14 protein-coding genes are annotated in these 18,017 nt (G+C 64.4%); 8 read left to right on the top strand and 6 right to left on the bottom strand.

The genetic code is table 11. The features are described from left to right. Window positions 1-9 precede the first annotated feature (9 nt). Window positions 10-6,300: a HAMP domain-containing protein gene (locus E2I15_RS15530; protein WP_422109862.1), complete on the bottom strand. Its 6,291-nt coding sequence runs from the start codon at window positions 6,298-6,300 to the stop codon at window positions 10-12. 274 nt (window positions 6,301-6,574) lie between these two features. Here E2I15_RS15530 and E2I15_RS15525 point away from each other — a divergent pair, with 274 nt between their 5' ends. Both E2I15_RS15525 and E2I15_RS15520 read left to right on the top strand, forming a co-directional pair. Continuing rightward, window positions 6,575-8,563 carry a hybrid sensor histidine kinase/response regulator gene (locus E2I15_RS15525; RefSeq protein ID WP_137480656.1) on the top strand — a complete coding sequence of 663 codons (1,989 nt, stop codon included), beginning with the start codon at window positions 6,575-6,577 and terminating at the stop codon, window positions 8,561-8,563. Between the two features lie 271 nt (window positions 8,564-8,834). Next, window positions 8,835-9,005: a hypothetical protein gene (locus E2I15_RS15520; RefSeq protein ID WP_155262249.1), complete on the top strand. Its 171-nt coding sequence runs from the start codon at window positions 8,835-8,837 to the stop codon at window positions 9,003-9,005. A 51-nt stretch (window positions 9,006-9,056) separates the two neighbouring features. On the opposite strand, the gene E2I15_RS15515 is transcribed toward E2I15_RS15520, so the two are convergent. Next, window positions 9,057-9,365 carry a hypothetical protein gene (locus E2I15_RS15515; RefSeq protein WP_137480658.1) on the bottom strand — a complete coding sequence of 103 codons (309 nt, stop codon included), beginning with the start codon at window positions 9,363-9,365 and terminating at the stop codon, window positions 9,057-9,059. A 61-nt stretch (window positions 9,366-9,426) separates the two neighbouring features. Here E2I15_RS15515 and E2I15_RS15510 point away from each other — a divergent pair, with 61 nt between their 5' ends. Together E2I15_RS15510 and E2I15_RS15505 are read left to right on the top strand one after the other, a co-directional pair. After that, the gene (locus tag E2I15_RS15510; protein ID WP_026192767.1) at window positions 9,427-9,627 is read left to right on the top strand and encodes a DUF3072 domain-containing protein; all 201 of its coding nucleotides are present in this window, start codon (window positions 9,427-9,429) and stop codon (window positions 9,625-9,627) included. Window positions 9,628-9,745: 118 nt separating this feature from the next. Further along, a complete protein-coding gene (locus E2I15_RS15505) occupies window positions 9,746-10,000 on the top strand; it encodes a hypothetical protein (protein WP_137480661.1) in 255 nt (84 codons plus the stop codon). A gap of 172 nt (window positions 10,001-10,172) precedes the next feature. Here E2I15_RS15505 and E2I15_RS15500 read toward each other — a convergent pair whose 3' ends face one another. Beyond that, window positions 10,173-10,430 carry a hypothetical protein gene (locus E2I15_RS15500; protein WP_018271640.1) on the bottom strand — a complete coding sequence of 86 codons (258 nt, stop codon included), beginning with the start codon at window positions 10,428-10,430 and terminating at the stop codon, window positions 10,173-10,175. A 112-nt stretch (window positions 10,431-10,542) separates the two neighbouring features. Between E2I15_RS15500 and E2I15_RS15495 the strand changes: the two genes are divergently transcribed. Further along, the gene (locus tag E2I15_RS15495) at window positions 10,543-12,612 is read left to right on the top strand and encodes an ATP-dependent helicase (RefSeq protein WP_137480663.1); all 2,070 of its coding nucleotides are present in this window, start codon (window positions 10,543-10,545) and stop codon (window positions 12,610-12,612) included. Window positions 12,613-12,769: 157 nt separating this feature from the next. Here the strand turns inward: E2I15_RS15495 and E2I15_RS15490 are convergent, their stop codons facing one another. Next, complete coding sequence (locus E2I15_RS15490; protein ID WP_137480665.1) at window positions 12,770-13,501, bottom strand: adenylate/guanylate cyclase domain-containing protein; 732 nt, start codon at window positions 13,499-13,501, stop codon at window positions 12,770-12,772. An 86-nt stretch (window positions 13,502-13,587) separates the two neighbouring features. Further along, complete coding sequence (locus tag E2I15_RS15485) at window positions 13,588-13,839, bottom strand: PilZ domain-containing protein (protein ID WP_016845781.1); 252 nt, start codon at window positions 13,837-13,839, stop codon at window positions 13,588-13,590. 263 nt (window positions 13,840-14,102) lie between these two features. Between E2I15_RS15485 and E2I15_RS15480 the strand changes: the two genes are divergently transcribed. The 3 genes from E2I15_RS15480 to E2I15_RS15470 are packed head-to-tail and all read left to right on the top strand — an operon-like array spanning window position 14,103 to window position 17,134. Continuing rightward, the gene (locus E2I15_RS15480) at window positions 14,103-15,509 is read left to right on the top strand and encodes an MFS transporter (RefSeq protein WP_137480667.1); all 1,407 of its coding nucleotides are present in this window, start codon (window positions 14,103-14,105) and stop codon (window positions 15,507-15,509) included. 11 nt (window positions 15,510-15,520) lie between these two features. Continuing rightward, window positions 15,521-16,708 carry an acyl-CoA dehydrogenase family protein gene (locus E2I15_RS15475; RefSeq protein WP_137480669.1) on the top strand — a complete coding sequence of 396 codons (1,188 nt, stop codon included), beginning with the start codon at window positions 15,521-15,523 and terminating at the stop codon, window positions 16,706-16,708. 24 nt (window positions 16,709-16,732) lie between these two features. Beyond that, window positions 16,733-17,134, top strand: coding sequence for a VOC family protein (locus E2I15_RS15470; RefSeq protein ID WP_137480671.1), 402 nt, complete (start codon window positions 16,733-16,735; stop codon window positions 17,132-17,134). 346 nt (window positions 17,135-17,480) lie between these two features. Here E2I15_RS15470 and E2I15_RS15465 read toward each other — a convergent pair. Beyond that, on the bottom strand, window positions 17,481-18,017 hold a 537-nt coding region (locus E2I15_RS15465), incomplete at its 5' end, for a Spy/CpxP family protein refolding chaperone (protein ID WP_155262416.1).

The raw sequence follows: 18,017 nt of genomic DNA, 5'->3' as shown, positions 1-18,017 counted from the left end.
GATCGCCGATCAGCGGTGCAGCCACATGCGGATCGCCAGCAGCAGTTGCTCGGTGTTCACGGGTTTCGCCAGATAGTCGGACGCGCCTGCCTCCAGGCATTTCTCTCGATCGCCTTTCATCGCCTTCGCGGTCAGCGCGATGATCGGCAGCCGCGCGAAGGCGGGGTTTTGCCGGATGGCGCCGATGGTCTGGTAACCGTCCATCTGCGGCATCATGATGTCCATCAGCACGATCGCAATCTTGGGATTGGATTCGACCAGCGAGATGGCCTCGTGACCGGTTGTCGCAGTCAACACCTTCATACCTCGCCGCTCCAACACGCTCGAGAGCGCGAAGATGTTGCGGGCATCGTCGTCGACCAGCAGTGCGGTCTTGCCAATGAGATCTTCGTCGGAACTATTGAGCTTCTCCAGCATCCTCTGTTTTTCGACGGGCAATTCCGTGATCACACGATGCAGGAACAGTGACGTTTCGTCGAGCAGACGCTCCGGCGATTCCACGCCCTTGACGACGATGCTGCGCGCCATCGTGTGCAGTTCCGCGTCTTCTTCCGCTGAAAGTTCCCGGCCCGTAAACACGACAACGGGAATATTGGAGAGCGTCTCGTCCTTGCGGATCTGATCCAGCACTTCGAAACCGCTCATGTCGGGCAGGCGCAGGTCGAGCACGACGCAGTCGCACGGATTTTCGCGCAATGTCGAGAGTGCCCCTGCCCCGGTGCCGGTGGTCACGATCTCGATATCCTCGTGCCCGAGCAGTTCGGTAATACTGAGCTGCTCCGCCGCATTGTCCTCCACAATCAGCAGGCGCTTGCGGCGTGGCCTGGCGTATTCCTTGATCTGCGTCAGCGCCGCGCTGACGCCTTCCGTCGTCGTCGGCTTGTTGACGAAGGAGAAGGCGCCGCGCGCCAGCGCGTGCTGTCGGTCCTCGTCGAGCGTGATGATCTGAACCGGAATGTGACGGGTCAGCGGATTGTGCTTGAGCTGGCTCAGCACCGTCCAGCCCAGCATGTCGGGCAGGAAGACGTCGAGCGACACCGCGCTCGGCTGGAACTGCTTGGCAAGATCCAGCGCTTCGGCGCCGCGGCTTGCGACCAGCACCTTGAAGCCCTTGTCGCGGGCCAGATCGATCAGCACCCGCGCGTAATGCGGATCGTCCTCGACGATCAGCAGGATGGTGTCGCCGGGCTCGAGATCGAGCCGGTCGTCCGGAAGCTGCTCGATCACACGCTCTTGCGCGCCGGACGCCTGCAGCGCCGGTGCCGGCGTGTGCGGCATCGGGAGCGGCTGGGCCTGCTGACGCAGCGCCACCGACGGTCCGGCATATTTCAGCGGCAGATAGAGCGTGAAGGTCGAGCCCTTGCCCGGCGCGCTGCGCAGATGGATCTCGCCGCCGAGCAGGCCCGCGAGCTCACGGCTGATCGCCAGTCCAAGACCAGTGCCGCCATATTTGCGGCTGGTGCCGGCGTCGGCTTGCTGGAACGCCTCGAAGATCAGCTTCTGCTTGTCCTGTGGAATGCCGATGCCGGTATCCGACACCTCGAACGCAACGACCGCGGGCGCCGCATTGAGGATCGGGTGCTCCACACTCCAGCCGCCGAGCGCGGCCGACACGGTCAGGCTGACGCCGCCTTCCGCGGTAAACTTGAACGCATTCGACAGCAGGTTCTTGAGCACCTGCTGCAGTCGCTTGGAGTCGGTAACCATGCTGCGCGCCAGATTGGCGTCGACATCGATGCTGAACGAGAGATGCCGGTTCTCCGCCTCGTGCCGGAACGGCCGTCCGACGGTTTCGAGCAGGCTCGATGTCAGAATTTCCTCGGCCTCGACCGTCACCGTTCCGGACTCGATCTTGGAGAGATCGAGGATGTCGCTGATCAGGTTCAACAGGTCGGTGCCGGCGCCGTGAATGGTGCGGGCAAACTCGACCTGCTTGCCGGTCAGATTGCCGTCGGGATTTTCGGTGAGCTGCTGGCCCAGGATCAGGATCGAGTTCAGCGGCGTCCGCAACTCGTGCGACATGTTGGCGAGGAATTCGGATTTGTACTTCGAAGTCAGCGACAGCTCGGTCGCCTTCTCTTCCAGCGCGCGCCGCGCCTGCTCGATTTCCTGGTTCTTGCGCTCGACGTCGACATTGCGTTCGGCAAGCTGCTGGGCCTTCTGCTCCAGTTGATCGTTGGTCTGCTGCAACTCCTTCTGCTGGGTCTGCAACTCGCCGGCGAGCTGTTGCGACTGCTTGAGCAGCGCCTCGGTCTGCATCGTCGCCTCGATGCTGTTAAGCACGATGCCGATGCTGTCGGTCAACTGCTCGAGGAAGGTGATCTGCGAGGTCGTGAACGAGGAGATCGAGGACAGCTCGATCACTGCCTTGACCTGGTTCTCGAACTGCACCGGAAACACGACGAGGTTCTTCGGCATGATCCGCATCAAGGCCGAATTGATCGGCACCGCATCGCCGGGAATCTCGGAGACGAGGCGCTGGCGCTTGTCGAGCGCGCATTGGCCGATCAGTCCCTCGCCGAACTGGACGATCTGCGGATGCGGATTGCTGCTGTCGCTGGCATAGGCCGACAACAGGCGCAACTGCGCGGTCTCTGGATTGTCGACCTGGTAGATCACGCCCATATGCGCGTTGATCAGCGGCGCAAGCTCGGTCAGCAGCAGCCGGCCGACGGTCGCAAGATCGCGCTGGCCCTGCAGCATGTTGGTGAAGCGCGCCAGATTGGTCTTCAGCCAGTCCTGTTCGGTGTTGCGCTCCGTGGTGAGACGGAGGTTGCCGATCATCGTGTTGATGTTGTCCTTCAGCTCCGCGACTTCGCCGCGGACGTCGACCTGGATCGAGCGCGTCAGGTCGCCCTTGGTCACGGCGGTGGCCACTTCCGCGATCGCGCGCACCTGCGAGGTCAGGTTGGCCGCGAGCAGGTTGACGTTGCCGGTGAGATCCTTCCAGGTGCCGGCCGCGCCAGGCACGTTGGCCTGACCGCCGAGCCGTCCCTCGACGCCGACCTCGCGCGCCACGCTGGTGACCTGTTCGGCGAAGGTCGCGAGCGTCTCGGTCATGTTGTTGATGGTGTCGGCGAGCGCGGCCACCTCGCCCTTCGACTTCACCGTCAGGTTCTGCTTCAGATCGCCATTGGCGACCGCGGTCACCACCTTGACGATGCCGCGCACCTGCTCGGTCAGGTTGACCGCCATGACGTTGACGGTGTCGGTGAGGTCCTTCCAGGTGCCGGCAACGCCGCGCACCTCGGCCTGGCCGCCAAGCTTGCCTTCGGTGCCGACCTCGCGCGCCACGCGCGTCACCTCGCCGGCGAAGGCGTTGAGCTGGTCGACCATGGTGTTGATGGTGTTCTTGAGCTCGAGGATTTCGCCCTTCACGTCGACCGTGATCTTGCGCGAGAGGTCGCCGCGCGCCACCGCGGTGGTGACTTCGGCGATGTTGCGCACCTGGGTGGTCAGGTTCGCGGCCAGCAGGTTGACGTTGTCGGTGAGGTCCTTCCAGGTGCCGCCGACGCCGGGCACCACGGCCTGGCCGCCGAGTCGTCCCTCGGTGCCGACCTCGCGCGCCACGCGCGTCACTTCGGCGGCGAACGAGCGCAGCTGCTCGACCATCGTGTTCAGGGTGTCCTTGAGCAGCAGGATCTCACCGCGCACGTCCACCGTGATCTTCTTCGAGAGGTCGCCGCCGGCGATCGCGCTCGCGACTTCGGCGATGTTGCGGACCTGCGCCGTCAGGTTCGACGCCATGAAGTTGACGTTGTCGGTCAAATCCTTCCAGGTGCCGGCGACGCCGGGCACTTCGGCCTGGCCGCCGAGCTTGCCCTCGGTGCCGACCTCGCGCGCCACGCGCGTCACCTCGCCCGCAAACGCATTGAGCTGGTCCACCATCGTGTTGATGGTGTTCTTGAGCTCGAGGATTTCGCCCTTCACGTCGACGGTGATCTTGCGCGACAGGTCGCCGCGCGCCACGGCAGTGGTCACCTCGGCGATGTTGCGGACCTGCGCGGTCAAGTTGCCGGCCATCGAGTTGACGTTGTCGGTCAAGTCTTTCCAGGTGCCGGCGACGCCGGGCACGTTGGCCTGGCCGCCGAGGCTGCCGTCGGTGCCGACCTCGCGCGCCACGCGCGTCACCTCGCCGGCGAAGCGGTTGAGCTGGTCGACCATCGTATTCAGCGTCTGCTTCAGCTGAAGGATCTCGCCGCGGACGTCGACCGTGATCTTGCGCGACAGGTCGCCGCCGGCGATCGCGGTCGCGACCTCGGCGATGTTACGGACCTGCGCCGTGAGATTGCCGGCCATCGAGTTGACGCTGTCGGTGAGGTCCTTCCAGGTGCCGGCGACGCCGGGCACCTCGGCCTGGCCGCCGAGTTTGCCATCGGTACCGACCTCGCGCGCCACGCGCGTCACCTCACCGGCGAAGGCGTTGAGCTGGTCCACCATCGTATTCAGCGTTTCCTTCAGCTGAAGGATTTCGCCCGACACGTTCACCGTGATCTTCTTCGACAGGTCGCCCTTCGCCACCGCGGTCGCGACCTCGGCGATGTTGCGGACCTGCGCGGTCAGGTTCGAGGCCATCGAGTTGACGCTGTCGGTGAGATCCTTCCAGGTGCCGGCGACGCCGCGCACCTCGGCCTGGCCGCCAAGCTTGCCTTCGGTGCCGACCTCGCGCGCCACGCGCGTCACCTCGCCCGCGAAGGCGTTGAGCTGGTCCACCATCGTGTTGATAGTGTCCTTCAGCTCGAGGATTTCGCCGCGCACGTCCACCGTGATCTTCTTGGAGAGGTCGCCGCCCGCGACCGCCGTCGTCACGGCGGCGATGTTGCGGACCTGCGCAGTCAGGTTCGACGCCATGAAGTTGACGTTGTCGGTCAGATCCTTCCAGGTGCCGGCGACCCCGAGCACGTTGGCCTGGCCGCCGAGCTTGCCTTCGGTGCCGACCTCGCGCGCCACGCGCGTCACTTCCGACGCGAAGGCGTTGAGCTGGTCGACCATGGTGTTGAGCGTTTCCTTCAGCTGAAGGATCTCGCCCGACACGTTGACCGTGATCTTCTTCGAGAGGTCGCCGCCGGCGATCGCGGTCGCGACGTCGGCGATGTTGCGGACCTGCGCGGTCAGGTTCGACGCCATGAAGTTGACGTTGTCGGTCAAGTCCTTCCAGGTGCCGGCAACGCCGGGCACCTGGGCCTGGCCGCCGAGCTTGCCTTCGGTGCCGACCTCGCGCGCCACGCGCGTCACTTCCGACGCGAACGAGTTGAGCTGGTCCACCATCGTGTTGATGGTGTCCTTCAGCTCCAAAATCTCGCCGCTGACGTCGACCGTGATCTTGCGCGACAGGTCGCCGCGCGCCACGGCCGTGGTCACGTTGGCGATGTTGCGCACCTGGGCGGTCAGGTTGCCGCACATCGCGTTTACGGAGTCGGTGAGGTCCTTCCAGGTACCGGCGACGCCGGGCACGATCGCCTGGCCGCCGAGCTTGCCGTCGGTGCCGACCTCGCGCGCCACGCGCGTCACTTCCGATGCGAACGAACGCAGCTGATCGACCATCGTGTTGATGGCTTCCTTCAGCTGCAAGATCTCGCCGCGAACGTCGACCGTGATCTTCTTGGACAGGTCGCCGTTGGCGACCGCGATCGTCACCTCGGCGATGTTGCGGACCTGGCCGGTCAGGTTGTTGGCCATCGAGTTGACGCTCTCGGTCAGGTCCTTCCAGACGCCGGTCACTTCCGGCACCTGGGCCTGGCCGCCGAGCTTGCCCTCGGTGCCGACTTCGCGTGCCACGCGCGTGACCTCCGAGGTGAACACCGAGAGCTGCTTGATCATCGTGTTGACGATGTTCGCCGACTGCAGGAATTCGCCGCGCAGCGGCCGGCCCTCGACGTCGAGCTGCACGGTCTGCAGCAGGTCGCCCTGCGCCACCGCGGCGACAGCGCGGGTGACCTCGCGGGTCGGCCACAGCAGATCGTCGATCAGCGTGTTGACCGAGCTCTCCATATCGGCCCAGGCGCCGCTGGCGAGGCCGAAATTGACGCGCTGGCGGGTCTGCCCCTCGCGGCCGACGACCTGGCCGACGCGCGCCAATTGCTGCGCCATGCGCTCGTTGGCGGCTGCGATTTCGTTGAAGGCGTCCGCGATCTTGCCGTCGATGCCGAGATAGTCGCCACGCATCCGAACCGAGAAGTCGCCGGCACGCATCGCCTGCAGCGACTGCAGCAGGTCGTGCGAGGAATCGAGGCTTCCGTTGGATGATTGGGCGCGGCGTGTATCAGCACGGGGACGAGGCGGCGAACCGAGATCGGTCATGTAATTTCCCCTACGCGCTGGCCGCGAATCCAGAGACTCGGAAAGGCCAGTGCGACCATAAGAATGACTGCCCTTGATCTATTCAAGCGGGAAAACGCCAAAGCCGCAATTTCTGACGCAAACCGAGTACCTTAATCGCGACTGGAACCAAAAGTTCCAACCGCCGGCGGGACTTTTCTGAAGGCCGACCCAGCCGGCCGGATTACCCCGCGATCCTCGTGTCCGCATGGAACATTGGCTTCCCCCGCGCGTTTCGGCGGGGGCAGGATCGGTGATGGTTAAGAAATCAGAACAGCTCGAACGGGGAATCGTTGCGAGTCGGCGCGATTTTCGGCCGCCGGCTGGCGGCGTGGTCGACTACGCCATTTGCATGCTCGCGCCCGATGGTCGGATCATCAACTGGAACAAGGGCGCTGAGCGCATCACCGGCTATCCGGCCAAGGCGATCCTCGGCAAGCACTTCTCGGTCTTCTATTCTGCCGAAGACCGCGCATCCGGCGTTCCGGCGAAATCGCTGCAGATGGCGCGGAAGGAAAAGCACTCAGCGGCCGAAGGCTGGTGTCTCCGCAAGGACGGATCGCAATTCTACGCCACTGTGGTCATCGATCCGATCCATGAGAAGCGCAAGCTCGTCGGCTACGTGATGGTCATCCGCGACATCGCCGAGCAGCATCAGGCGCGCGCGGACCTCGAGGCCAGCGAAAGCCAGTTTCGCCTGCTGGTGAGCAATGTCACCGACTATGCGCTCTACATGCTGACGCCGGCCGGCATCGTCGCCAATTGGAACGCCGGCGGCGAACGCATCAAGGGCTATTCGCCCGACGAGATCATCGGCCAGCACTTCTCGCGGTTCTATACGCCGGCCGACCAGGCCGCCGGCAAGCCGGCCCGCGCGCTCAAGATCGCGCAAGAGACCGGGCATTATGAGGAAGAAGGCTGGCGGGTCCGCAAGGACGGTTCGTTCTTCTGGGCGAGCGTCGTGATCGATCCGATCCGCGACAGCGACGGCAGCCTGGTCGGCTTTGCCAAGATCACACGGGACATTTCCGAGCGGCGCGACGCGCATCAGAAGCTCGAACAGGTGCAGCGTCAGCTTGCGGAATCGCAGAAGATGGACGCGCTGGGTCAGTTGACGGGCGGCGTCGCGCACGACTTCAACAACCTGCTGATGATCATCTCCGGCAATCTGCACCGGATCAAGCGCGAGGTGACGAGCGAACGGGGCAAGCTCGCACTCGGCGCGATCGAAACCGCATCCGAGCGTGCCGCGTCCCTGACCAGGCAGCTCCTCACCTTCGCGCGTCGGCAGAGCGTCAATCCGCAGACCATCAATGTCGCTGACAGGATCGCCGCGGTGCGCGAGGTCCTGACCAGCGCGCTTGGCGGCGCGATCAAGCTGAACATGGAGATCAGAGCGGATCTCTGGCCGATCTTCGTCGATCCGACCGAATTCGAGACCGCGCTGATCAACCTCGTGGTCAATGCGCGGGATGCGATGGCCGGCGGCGGCACGCTGACCATCGCGGCGCGCAATGTCCCGGAAGCCGCCCAGGTGGTCGTCAGCGTTACCGACACCGGCGAAGGCATTCCCGACGATGTCATGAACAGGGTCTTTGATCCCTTCTTCACCACCAAGCCGGTCGGCAAAGGGACCGGCCTTGGGTTGTCCCAGGTTCACGGTTTCGCGCACCAGGCGGATGGCCGGGTCGAGATTACAAGCGCGCTCGGCAAGGGCACGACGGTCAGCATCTATCTGCCGCGGGGGACTGCGGCCGCAAAGCGCACGGCTACGGGGCGCAGCGTGCCCGGCTCGGCCACGATCCTGCTGATCGAGGACAATCCCGCCGTCGCCGACGCGAGCACGGGCCTGCTCGAACAGCTCGGTTACACCGTGCGTTGGGTGTCGAATGCAGAGGCCGCCTTGTCGGAAATCGACGCCAACGGGATCGACGTGGTGTTTAGCGACATCGTCATGCCCGGCAGGATCGACGGACTGAAGCTGGCGCGCGCGATCCGGGACAGAAAGCCCGAACTGCCGATCCTGCTGACGACAGGCTACAGCGAGAGCGCGCGCGACGTGAGGTCCGACTTTCCGGTGCTGCGCAAGCCGTACCACATCCACGACCTCAGCCGCGAACTCGCGAAGTTGACAGGGCATGGGGTCGACAGCGCGACGAGCAGCCAGTCCGCCGACGCTTCGGGCGAGTTCGATGCCATCGCGCGTGACGTTGCGGCCAGACCAAAGGCGAAAGCCCGCTCCTAGTTCAAATGGAAAGGCTAAAGCATGATCCGGAAAAGTGCGAAGCGGTTTTCCCTCGTGACAAACCCGGGACGCGTTTGCGCGGAGATCATGCTCAAACAGGAGCTAAAGCGCGATGATGATTCAACCTGATCTCATCGCGCTTTAGCGTTCCGCCGGCCAGCTTCGCCGCACCAATTGCACCCGCTCGATGCGGCTGCATTGCTCGCAGCGGTACTGAAGAATATCCCTGCCCTCACTGCCCGGATGGCTGCTCTCGAGCCGCATCGTCCTGATGCAGCTGATGCAGGAGATCAGCGTCAGCAGCGGACTGCGATCGTCATTCATCGATGCCCGCGGTGGCGCGGTCGGATCGGCGATCATGGCGCTGGGCGATGCTATCGTGTTGGCTCTCACCACAAGAAAATGCAGATCCTGCGGCTCGGGTTCCAGCCTTGAAACCTGATTTGGGCCTGAGCCGGTGTTCGAGGCTCCCTTCTTTGGTCGAACGGCCCGATCACACCCGCGCGTTGCTGTGACTGGCCCCGGGCTTCTTCGCCTTGTCCACCTTGACCTTCGCACCGGCGCGATCCTCGAAGCTCCGGCTCAGCCGCTCGCGTACCGTGGGGAGACGCTCGCCGCCGCCGGCGGCCTTCCACCGGACGATGAGCTCGGCCACTTCGGCTCGCATCGCCATCAGCCGGTACGACGCTTCACTGCAATCGAGGTCGCGGTTGACCTGATCCCGGATCGACGCCTCGATCAGGGTCATCTCAGCTCGCAACATGCTGATCTTGCGCCGAATTTCATTGATTTTGTTATCCATGATTTACTAGAACAAAAATAGAACATATTGTCAAGTCACGATCCAGCAAACGAGGCAAGCAATGAGCGTGGCAGCGGTAAGATATGGTGGGGTTGCGGAGCGCCTTGGCGGGCTGATGACCCGCGCCCAGGCGCTGCGGTTGAGGAGCCTTGCCGAGGAGGCCTATCAGCCGAACCAGTACGCGCGCGACCTGACGTCCGAGGAAGCCGAACGGCGCATCGATGCGCTGAAGGCGGAGATCGCGCTGGCGGATTCTTTCTGAACCGTCCACGCCAACCAGGCCGGACATCCCCTTAAGGCTTTGATATAGCGGCGCAGCTAGGTCTGTTCCGGTTATTGCTGCGTTGTCCTATTGCTGCTTGGTCCTGGGGGAGCCTGACGTGCTGGAGCTGGAGAAGCGGTCGCCGCTTGCGTTCCCGATTACGCTGAAGGACGGGCGAACGCTCGCGACGGTTGGCGACGCTGCGGACTACCTGTCCGCGCTGAACCTGGATCAGCGTGAGCGCAGCTACTGGAAGACGGCGATCATGATGTTCAACAACGCCATGCGCGAGCCGGGTTATCTGAAGATCGCAACCATGAACCTCCGGTCCGCGCTCGTGTATGACCGCCTGGTCGACGACGTTGGCTCCTGATTGTGGTGCGGCGGCTACAGCCGAATCGACTGATGTTGCGTAAGGCACTGTTCGTTATGGCCGCAAACAAGGTAACGGCGGTACACGCGACGGCCGGGCGCGCAATGCACTTCAGCCGTACTCTCGGGCCGCCTTGGAGGGCCAAGGGAACACCAGGGCGGCCCATTTCTTTTCAAAGCAATTTTGCGCGGACGAACAGCATCCGCAACGCGTTGGTCGCTTGCACCGTCAGCATGGCGTTCCCGGCCGCTCTCTCGAGCGCAACCAGCGCCTCGTCATGCAGCGAGCGGAACTCCATCCATTCGACGGCGCTGAGATTGCTGATGAAGCGATAGGCCTGGCCGACGGTCGCGAGCGTCACCGTCTCGCCGTTCAGCCGCACCTTGAACGTCGCCTTCAGCGGCGTGTCGGATTTGGATACGTCACCCATGGCGGGGTTGTGCGCCGCGCTGCGTTAATGTCAATCTAATTTCTCTGCGTCCGCCTCGGTGCGTCGGCCCCAATGAATCGCAATGTCTGTTAGCGTTTCGTGGGGGTGATTCGTGACTGATCTTGCCAACACAGCCTATCTCGATGCGCTCAATGCCGAGCAGCGCCGTGCTGTCGAGCACGGGGTCGGCAAGGATTGCATCGTCGGCGCGCCGCTGTTGGTGATCGCGGGCGCGGGGTCCGGCAAGACCAACACGCTCGCCCATCGCGTCGCGCATCTGATCGTCGCCGGCGCCGATCCGCGCCGTATCCTGTTGATGACCTTTTCGCGGCGCGCCGCTGCCGAGATGGCCGGCCGCGTCGAGCGCATTGCGCGCCGCGTGCTCGGCGATCGCGCCTCGGTCATGACCGATGCGCTGAGCTGGGCCGGCACGTTCCACGGCATCGGCGCGCGGCTGCTGCGCGAATTCGCCGAACGTATCGGCCTCGACCCGGCCTTCACGATCCATGACCGTGAGGATTCCGCCGACCTGATCAACCTGGTCCGCCACGATCTCGGTTTCTCCCGTACCGAAAGCCGGTTCCCCACCAAGGGCACCTGCCTTGCAATTTACTCGCGCTGCGTGAACGCGGAGATGCCGATCGAGGCCGTGCTCGGCCAGTTCTTCCCGTGGTGCTCCGGTTGGGCCAGTGAATTGAAACAGCTGTTCGGCGCCTATGTCGAAGCCAAGCAGCGGCAGAACGTGCTCGATTACGACGACCTCCTGCTCTACTGGGCGCAGATGGTGACGGACGCCGCGCTGGCCGAGGAGATCGGCGGCCGCTTCGACCATGTGATGGTCGACGAATATCAGGACACCAACCGCCTGCAGTCCTCGATCCTGCTCGCGCTCAAGCCCGCGGGACGCGGGCTCACCGTGGTCGGCGACGACGCGCAGTCGATCTATTCGTTCCGCGCCGCCACCGTGCGCAACATCCTCGACTTCCCGGACCAGTTCAGCCCGGCCGCCGAGATCGTCACGCTCGACCGCAACTATCGCTCGACGCAGCCGATCCTGTCGGCCGCCAATGGTGTGATCTCGCTCGCCAAGGAACGCTTCACCAAGAACCTGTGGACCGACCGGACCTCGACGCACAAGCCGCTGCTCGTCACGATCCGCGACGAGGCCGATCAGGCCCGTTACATCGTCGAGCAGGTGCTGGCCAATCGCGAGGAAGGCGCCTTGCTGAAGCACCAGGCGGTGCTGTTCCGCACCTCCTCGCATAGCGGGCCGCTGGAGGTCGAACTGACCCGCCACAACATTCCGTTCGTGAAATTCGGCGGGCTCAAATTCCTCGACACCGCGCATGTCAAGGACATGCTGGCGCTGCTGCGTTTCGCCGCCAATCCACGCGACCGGGTCGCAGGTTTTCGCATCCTGCATCTGTTGCCCGGCATCGGCCCGGCCTCGGCGCAGCGGGTGCTCGACCGCATGACCGAGGCCGCCGATCCGATTGCTGCGCTCGTCGTGCTGCCCGCTCCGCCTCGCGCCGGTGCGGACTGGCGGCTGTTCGTGGAGGCCATCGAGAACCTCCGCTACTCGGAATGGCCCGTCGACATCGAACGCGCCCGCCTCTGGTACGAACCGCATCTCGATCGCATCCACGAGGACAGCGAGGTGCGCCGCGCCGATCTCATTCAGCTGGAGCAGATCGCCGCCGGCTACCCGTCACGCGAACGTTTTCTCACCGAACTCACGCTCGATCCTCCCGATGCGACCAGCGACCAGGCTGGCGTGCCGCTGCTCGATGAGGATTATCTGATCCTGTCGACGATCCATTCCGCCAAGGGGCAGGAATGGAAGTCCGTCTATGTGCTCAATGTCGTCGACGGCTGTATGCCCTCCGACCTCGGCGCCGGCACGTCGGCCGAACTCGAGGAGGAGCGCCGCCTGCTCTATGTCGCGATGACCCGCGCCAAGGACGATCTGCATCTGCTGGTCCCGCAGCGCTTCTTCGTTCACGGCCAGGCCGCCAAGGGCGACCGCCACATGTACGCCTCGCGCACCCGCTTCATCCCGGAGCGACTGCTGCCGATGTTCGAGCGGACCACTTGGCCGCGCGCCGCGGCCGCGCAGGCATCCCAGGCCAACCGCGCGCCGCCGATCGACATCGGCGCCCGGATGCGCGGCATGTGGCGCTAATGGCGGAACGATTCTTGACGGGGCCTGGAACGAACGTGACTAGCCCGCGTTGAGGCGACGTTCGTAATCGGCAAACGACCATCCCCGACGGCTTCGGCGCGCAGTTGTACGCTGGAGCCGTCTTTTTTGCTCCGCGTCAATTCACGCGAAGGCCCATTCACGCAGGAAACAATGTGACGGGCTGGTCGAAGCCCTTCAGGGTGTAATCGGCACTGGCTGCCGTGATCATGTCGCGGGTTCGATTCCGCACGGCCGTCGTCACAAGAATCTCGCCTGATTTGGCGGCCGCCTGCGCGCGCGCCGCGCGATTGACCACCGTGCCGACTGCCGTCAGGTCGCGGTGGGCCTGGCCGAACTCACCGAAATTGGTGTCACCGCTATCCATCCCGATTCCGATGCCGATCTCGATGTCGCCGGCTCCGATCGCCCGCACCAGCGCGTCGTGCCTGTCGCGAAAACTGCGCTGGATCTGGCGTGCCGCGAGCAAGGCCTGCACGGCATGATCGTCGCGCCGCACCGGGAAATTGAAGATCGCGAACACGGCGTCGCCGATGGTCTTGTTGAGGATGCCGTCATAGCGCCAGATCGCGGCGGCGCAGTCGTCGTAGAACGCGTCGAGCAGCGAGGTCAGCCCGTCCTGCGCGATGGTCTGCGTCAGCGTGGTGTAGCCGCGCAGATCGGCGAACAGGATGGTGGCGTCGATGGTCACGGCGCGCGCCTTCATGATTTTCGAGAAGGCCATCTCGCAGATCGTGCATGTGTTCGGGTTCATGCGGCTCGGCCGGACGCCGAACAGACGGAACGGCGCCGACAAGGGGCCGCGCAACGGGATCGGCATATGCAGGTTTTGCCAGCAGCCAAGGCAGATCGTTGCAGGTTCCGGCGTCATCGGCGGATCACCTGCTGTTCCAGCCATGAAACCCGGGGCCCCTTGGCATGCTGGTTCATGGGCGTTCCCAATCGAGATTGCCGCGCTCAGGCGGTCGCCACGAAACTCACTCCAATTCGCGTCTTCTTGCTCCAAATCACCTGGCACTCATACACGACCGAGGCGTCGCGGGCCATCACCAGCCGGAATCTGTGCGGGACGAAGGCCGGATTCTCCACTTCAATGGCTGCTCCCTCCGGCGAGATGTTCACGATCGTGCAATGCATGACCGAACCGCCCGACGAGACATAGCCGGGTTCATTGACTTCGGTTCGCGGATGCTTGCGCTTTTCGTCCACCCGGCTGCTCCCCGCTTCCTCCACGCAAACGTGAGCGATCGGCATTGCAGAAGTCAACGGCTCCGGCGGCTCACATCGGGCTTTCGCACCACCATTTGTGCGCAGCAGTAAGCCGGACCGCTTATCGCGCCAATGCAGATGAGCCCCGCGTCGGCGCGGCTTGTCGTTCGCGCTGGCGCGAGGATAGCCTTATCCTATGGGCGATGCGCTGGCGCGACGCACGCTCCGAACAATAATGAACAGGCGCCATGGGGAGACGCGCCATGTTCGAGATTCTCGATCGCCGGACGACTCTGACCGCCAACCAGATCAAGATCCTTGCGGCGGCCATCATCGGCGATGCGCTGGAATTCTTCGACTACTTCCTGATCGGCTTCGTGCTCGCGTTCCTGATCGGGCCCTGGAAACTCACCTTCGGCCAGTCGGCCACCGTGCTGATGAGCTCCGGCATCGGCGCCATCCTCGGCGCCTATCTCTGGGGCTGGCTCGCCGACCGGGTCGGGCGGCGTATCGTCTTCATCGGTACGGTGCTGAACTTCTCGATCGCGACCGGCCTGCTCTATTTCACGCCCGACAATGGCTGGGTCTATCTGGCGATCCTGCGCTTCTTCGTCGGCACGGGCGTCGGCGGTCTTTATTGTGTCGACCTGCCGCTGGTGCAGGAGTTCATGCCCTCGCACAAGCGCGGCTGGGTCGGGGGCCTCGTCACCTGCGTGATCCCGCTCGGCGTCGGCCTCGGCGCGGTGCTGGGAGCCGTCATGGGAACCGATCAGTGGCGGCTGTTGTTTGCGATCGGCGTGCTGCCGTCGGTCCTGGTGCTGCTGGTTCGGATCTGGGTCCCGGAGTCGCCGCGCTGGCTGTGCCGGCAAGGACGCTATGACGAAGCCCGCAAGTCGCTGGCCTGGGCGCTGCAGGTTCAGCCCTCCGAACTGCCGTTGCCGAGCGCTGCCGACGCCGGTCCGATCGTCACGACGAGCTGGTTCGACCTGTTCAAATATCCGCGCAGCCTGATCGTCTCCTGGCTCGGCAATGCCGGCGCGCAGACCGGCGTCTACGGCATCACGCTATGGGCGCCCGCGCTGTTCGTGCTGCTGCTGAAGGTGACGCCGCAGGAAGCCGCCAAGATGATGATCCTGCTCAGCGTCACCGGCTTCCTCGGCCGCATCTCGTTCTCCTATTTCTCGGAGTTGCTCGGGCGGCGCGTTGCCGGCGGCCTGCTCGGCTTCGGCGCCGGCGCGCTGACGATCATTGCCGGCTACCACTACGACGCGACTTTGTTCGGCATGTCGGCGTTCTGGCTGCTGCTGGCCGCCGCCTTCTTCTTCGCCGATGGCGGCTTTGCGATCGTCGGACCCTATGCGGCGGAGGTCTGGCCGTCGCATCTGCGCACCACGGGGATGGGGTCGGCCTATGGCTTCGGCGGCATCGGCAAGATCATCGGGCCGGTCGGGCTTGCGCTGATCGTCGGTTCGAACAACTACCTCAAGCCCGACGTGCCACTGACCCAGATCCCGACCGCCTTCGTCTATCTCGGCTGCTGGTTCCTGATGGCGGGTGCCGTCTATTTGTTCTTCGGGCTCGAGACCCGGGGCAAATCGATCGAGCAGATCGACAAGGAGCTCAACGCGACGGCCGACGTCGCGGCCTCGGCAACGATCCGGCGCGCCTGAGGGAGGCGAACATGAATGTGACTTCTGCCGACCTTACCGGTGATCGCGACGTGATCGCCCGCGCCGAGGCGATCAGGGACGCGGTGGCGGCCGCCTCCAACGATATCGAAACGACGCGCCGCCTGCCGCCCGACCTGCTCGACCGGCTGCATGAGGCGCGGCTGTTCCGCCTGCTGCTGCCGCGTTCAACCAACGGGATCGAAACCGATCCCGTCACCTTCTTCCATGCCATCGAGACCATCGCCAAGGCGGATGCCTCGACGGCGTGGTGCCTGAGCCAGGCCGGCGGCTGCGCGATGTCGGCGGCCTATCTCGACCTGCCGGTTGCGCAGGAGGTGTTTGCCGACCCGCGTGCCGTGCTGGCCTGGGGGCCCGGCCCGAAGGTCAGGGCGATCGAGTGCGAGGGGGGCTACCGCGTCACCGGGGTCTGGTCGTTTGCCTCGGGCGGGCGGCACGCCACCTGGCTCGGCGCGCACTGCCCGGTCTATGCCGCGGACGGCTCGCCGCGCCGGGATGCCAATGGCGAGCAGATCGAGCGCACCATGCTGGTGCGGACCGAGGACGTCGCATGGACCGACATCTGGAACACGGTCGGATTGCGCGGCACCGCCAGCGACCAGTTCGCGCTCGACGACTTCTTCGTCCGCGCGGACCATTCGATCACCCGCGAATTCGACCGCGAGTGCCGCGAGGATGGCCCGCTGTACCGGATGAGCAACCACACCTGCTATCAGATCGGCTTTGCCGGGGTCGCCTGCGGCATTGCGCGCAGCGCGCTCGACAATTTCGTCGATGTCGCCCGCAACAAGGTGCCGCGCGGCATGAAGAAGACGCTGCGCGACAATGCGGTGGTGCAGTCCGGCCTCGCCCAGGCCGAGGTCAATCTGCGCGCCGCCCGCGCCTTCCTGCTGCAGTCGATGGCCGACATCTGGAAGGATCTGGTGGTTGGCCACAGCATCACGGTCGCGCAGCGCATGACGATCCGGATGGCGGCCACGCACGCTATCCACAAGGCGCGGGAAGCCGTCGATTTCGCCTACAACGCCGCCGGCGCCACCGCGATCTTCGACGGTCATCCGCTGGAGCGGCGCTTCCGCGACATCCACACCGTGACCCAGCAATTGCAGGGCCGCTTCAGTCACTTCGAGACGGTCGGCGCCTGGATGCTGGGTGTCGAGGCCGACCTCAGCTTCGTTTAACCCGATTTCTCAAGGAGAAGAACCATGCCATGGGGTGGACTACAGCATTACACCATCGAGCCGCAGGATCTGGAGAAGACCAAGGAGTTCTATTGCGACGTGCTCGGGCTCGAGAACGGCGAACGGCCGCCGCTCGATTTCCCCGGCTACTGGCTCTATTCCGGCGGCCAGGCCACAGTCCATCTAATGGGCACCCGCAAGCCGCGCGACGGCATCGTGGTGCGCGGCACCGAGAAGAAATATGAGGACACCGGCCGCCTCGACCATATCGCCTTTGCCGCCAGCGACGTCGAGGCCGTGCGCAAGCGCCTGCAGTCGAAGAACGTCACCTTCCGTGAACAGATCGTGCCGCGCACCGGCGACACCCAGATATTCCTCTACGATCCAGACGGCGTCGGCGTGGAGCTGAACTTCCCGAAGAGCTGAGCACCGCCGCTCCCGGATCGCGATGGCAAGTTTTGTCGGCCATCCATGGCTTCGTTCGCGCTCGCGCTTGCGCTGTGGATGGTTCCCGACAAGGCCCTGACTCGGCCATCACTCGGGCGTGATCCGGTCCGTTTTTCTTCAACATTGAATGACGAATTAACCGGGCCGCGCCGCTGCGGCAGAATAGCCGGGTGCTGCGCCTTTAACCTACCCCAGGGCATGGTGGCCCGGCTATTCGTCCCCACTCGGCCGGCGACGGGACCTAAGTTTTGGACCTTCGCTCTTTGGCTCCTTGTTTGAGCATGATCTTTTCGGAAAACCGCTTCGCACTTTTCCGGATCATGCTCTAGTCGAGCCCGCGTTCGTGGCTCAGGCGGACCATTTCGTTGATGAAGATTTGTTTCTGCTTGTCGTCGAGGCTGGCGAACAGCGGCTCTGCAGCGTCGGCGACGCCGCGCTGATCGACCGCCCGGTCATTGAGGAACTGGGCCTCGTTGCGCATCTGCTCGATGATGTCATCAGGCGGATCGCGCTGCGCCCGCGCGATGCGCAGGTTGAGTCGGTCGGCGCCGTTGTGGCCGAGATAGTGCATCGCACTGTTGAAGCCGGCCCAATTCTTCTCCTGCTCCGGCGTCAGGTTGAGCTCCTTCTTGATCCGTTCGATGTTGGCATCGCTGTTGGCGACGATCTGTTCAGCGGTCAGCTGCGGCGCGCCGGCCTGGGTCAGCACGGTCGGCGCTTGTTTCGCGCCCTTGTCCTTGGCGGCGGCCTTGGCCGACTTGGAGGCCTTGGCGCCGGCCGCCGGGGCCTGTGCATTCTTGCCGCTGCCGGTGGCGTTATTGCCATTGTTGCCGGTCAATACCCCGGTGACGCCGGTCACCAC

It is taken from the genome of Bradyrhizobium sp. BR2003 (assembly GCF_009720285.1).
GTDB classification, from domain to species: domain Bacteria; phylum Pseudomonadota; class Alphaproteobacteria; order Rhizobiales; family Xanthobacteraceae; genus Bradyrhizobium; species Bradyrhizobium elkanii.
This window is presented reverse-complemented; position numbering and strand designations above follow the sequence as displayed.

What these genes read in the sequence shown, in the direction of transcription:
- E2I15_RS15510 (WP_026192767.1), top strand. Translation starts at nt 9,427, where the DNA reads ATGAGCGTGGCAGCGGTAAGATATGGTGGGGTTGCGGAGCGCCTTGGC.
- E2I15_RS15470 (WP_137480671.1), top strand. Translation starts at nt 16,733, where the DNA reads ATGCCATGGGGTGGACTACAGCATTACACCATCGAGCCGCAGGATCTG.
- E2I15_RS15500 (WP_018271640.1), bottom strand. Translation starts at nt 10,430, where the DNA reads ATGGGTGACGTATCCAAATCCGACACGCCGCTGAAGGCGACGTTCAAG.
- E2I15_RS15525 (WP_137480656.1), top strand. Translation starts at nt 6,575, where the DNA reads ATGGTTAAGAAATCAGAACAGCTCGAACGGGGAATCGTTGCGAGTCGG.
- E2I15_RS15515 (WP_137480658.1), bottom strand. Translation starts at nt 9,365, where the DNA reads ATGGATAACAAAATCAATGAAATTCGGCGCAAGATCAGCATGTTGCGA.
- E2I15_RS15480 (WP_137480667.1), top strand. Translation starts at nt 14,103, where the DNA reads ATGTTCGAGATTCTCGATCGCCGGACGACTCTGACCGCCAACCAGATC.
- E2I15_RS15530 (WP_422109862.1), bottom strand. Translation starts at nt 6,300, where the DNA reads ATGACCGATCTCGGTTCGCCGCCTCGTCCCCGTGCTGATACACGCCGC.
- E2I15_RS15490 (WP_137480665.1), bottom strand. Translation starts at nt 13,501, where the DNA reads ATGACGCCGGAACCTGCAACGATCTGCCTTGGCTGCTGGCAAAACCTG.
- E2I15_RS15475 (WP_137480669.1), top strand. Translation starts at nt 15,521, where the DNA reads ATGAATGTGACTTCTGCCGACCTTACCGGTGATCGCGACGTGATCGCC.
- E2I15_RS15520 (WP_155262249.1), top strand. Translation starts at nt 8,835, where the DNA reads ATGCAGCTGATGCAGGAGATCAGCGTCAGCAGCGGACTGCGATCGTCA.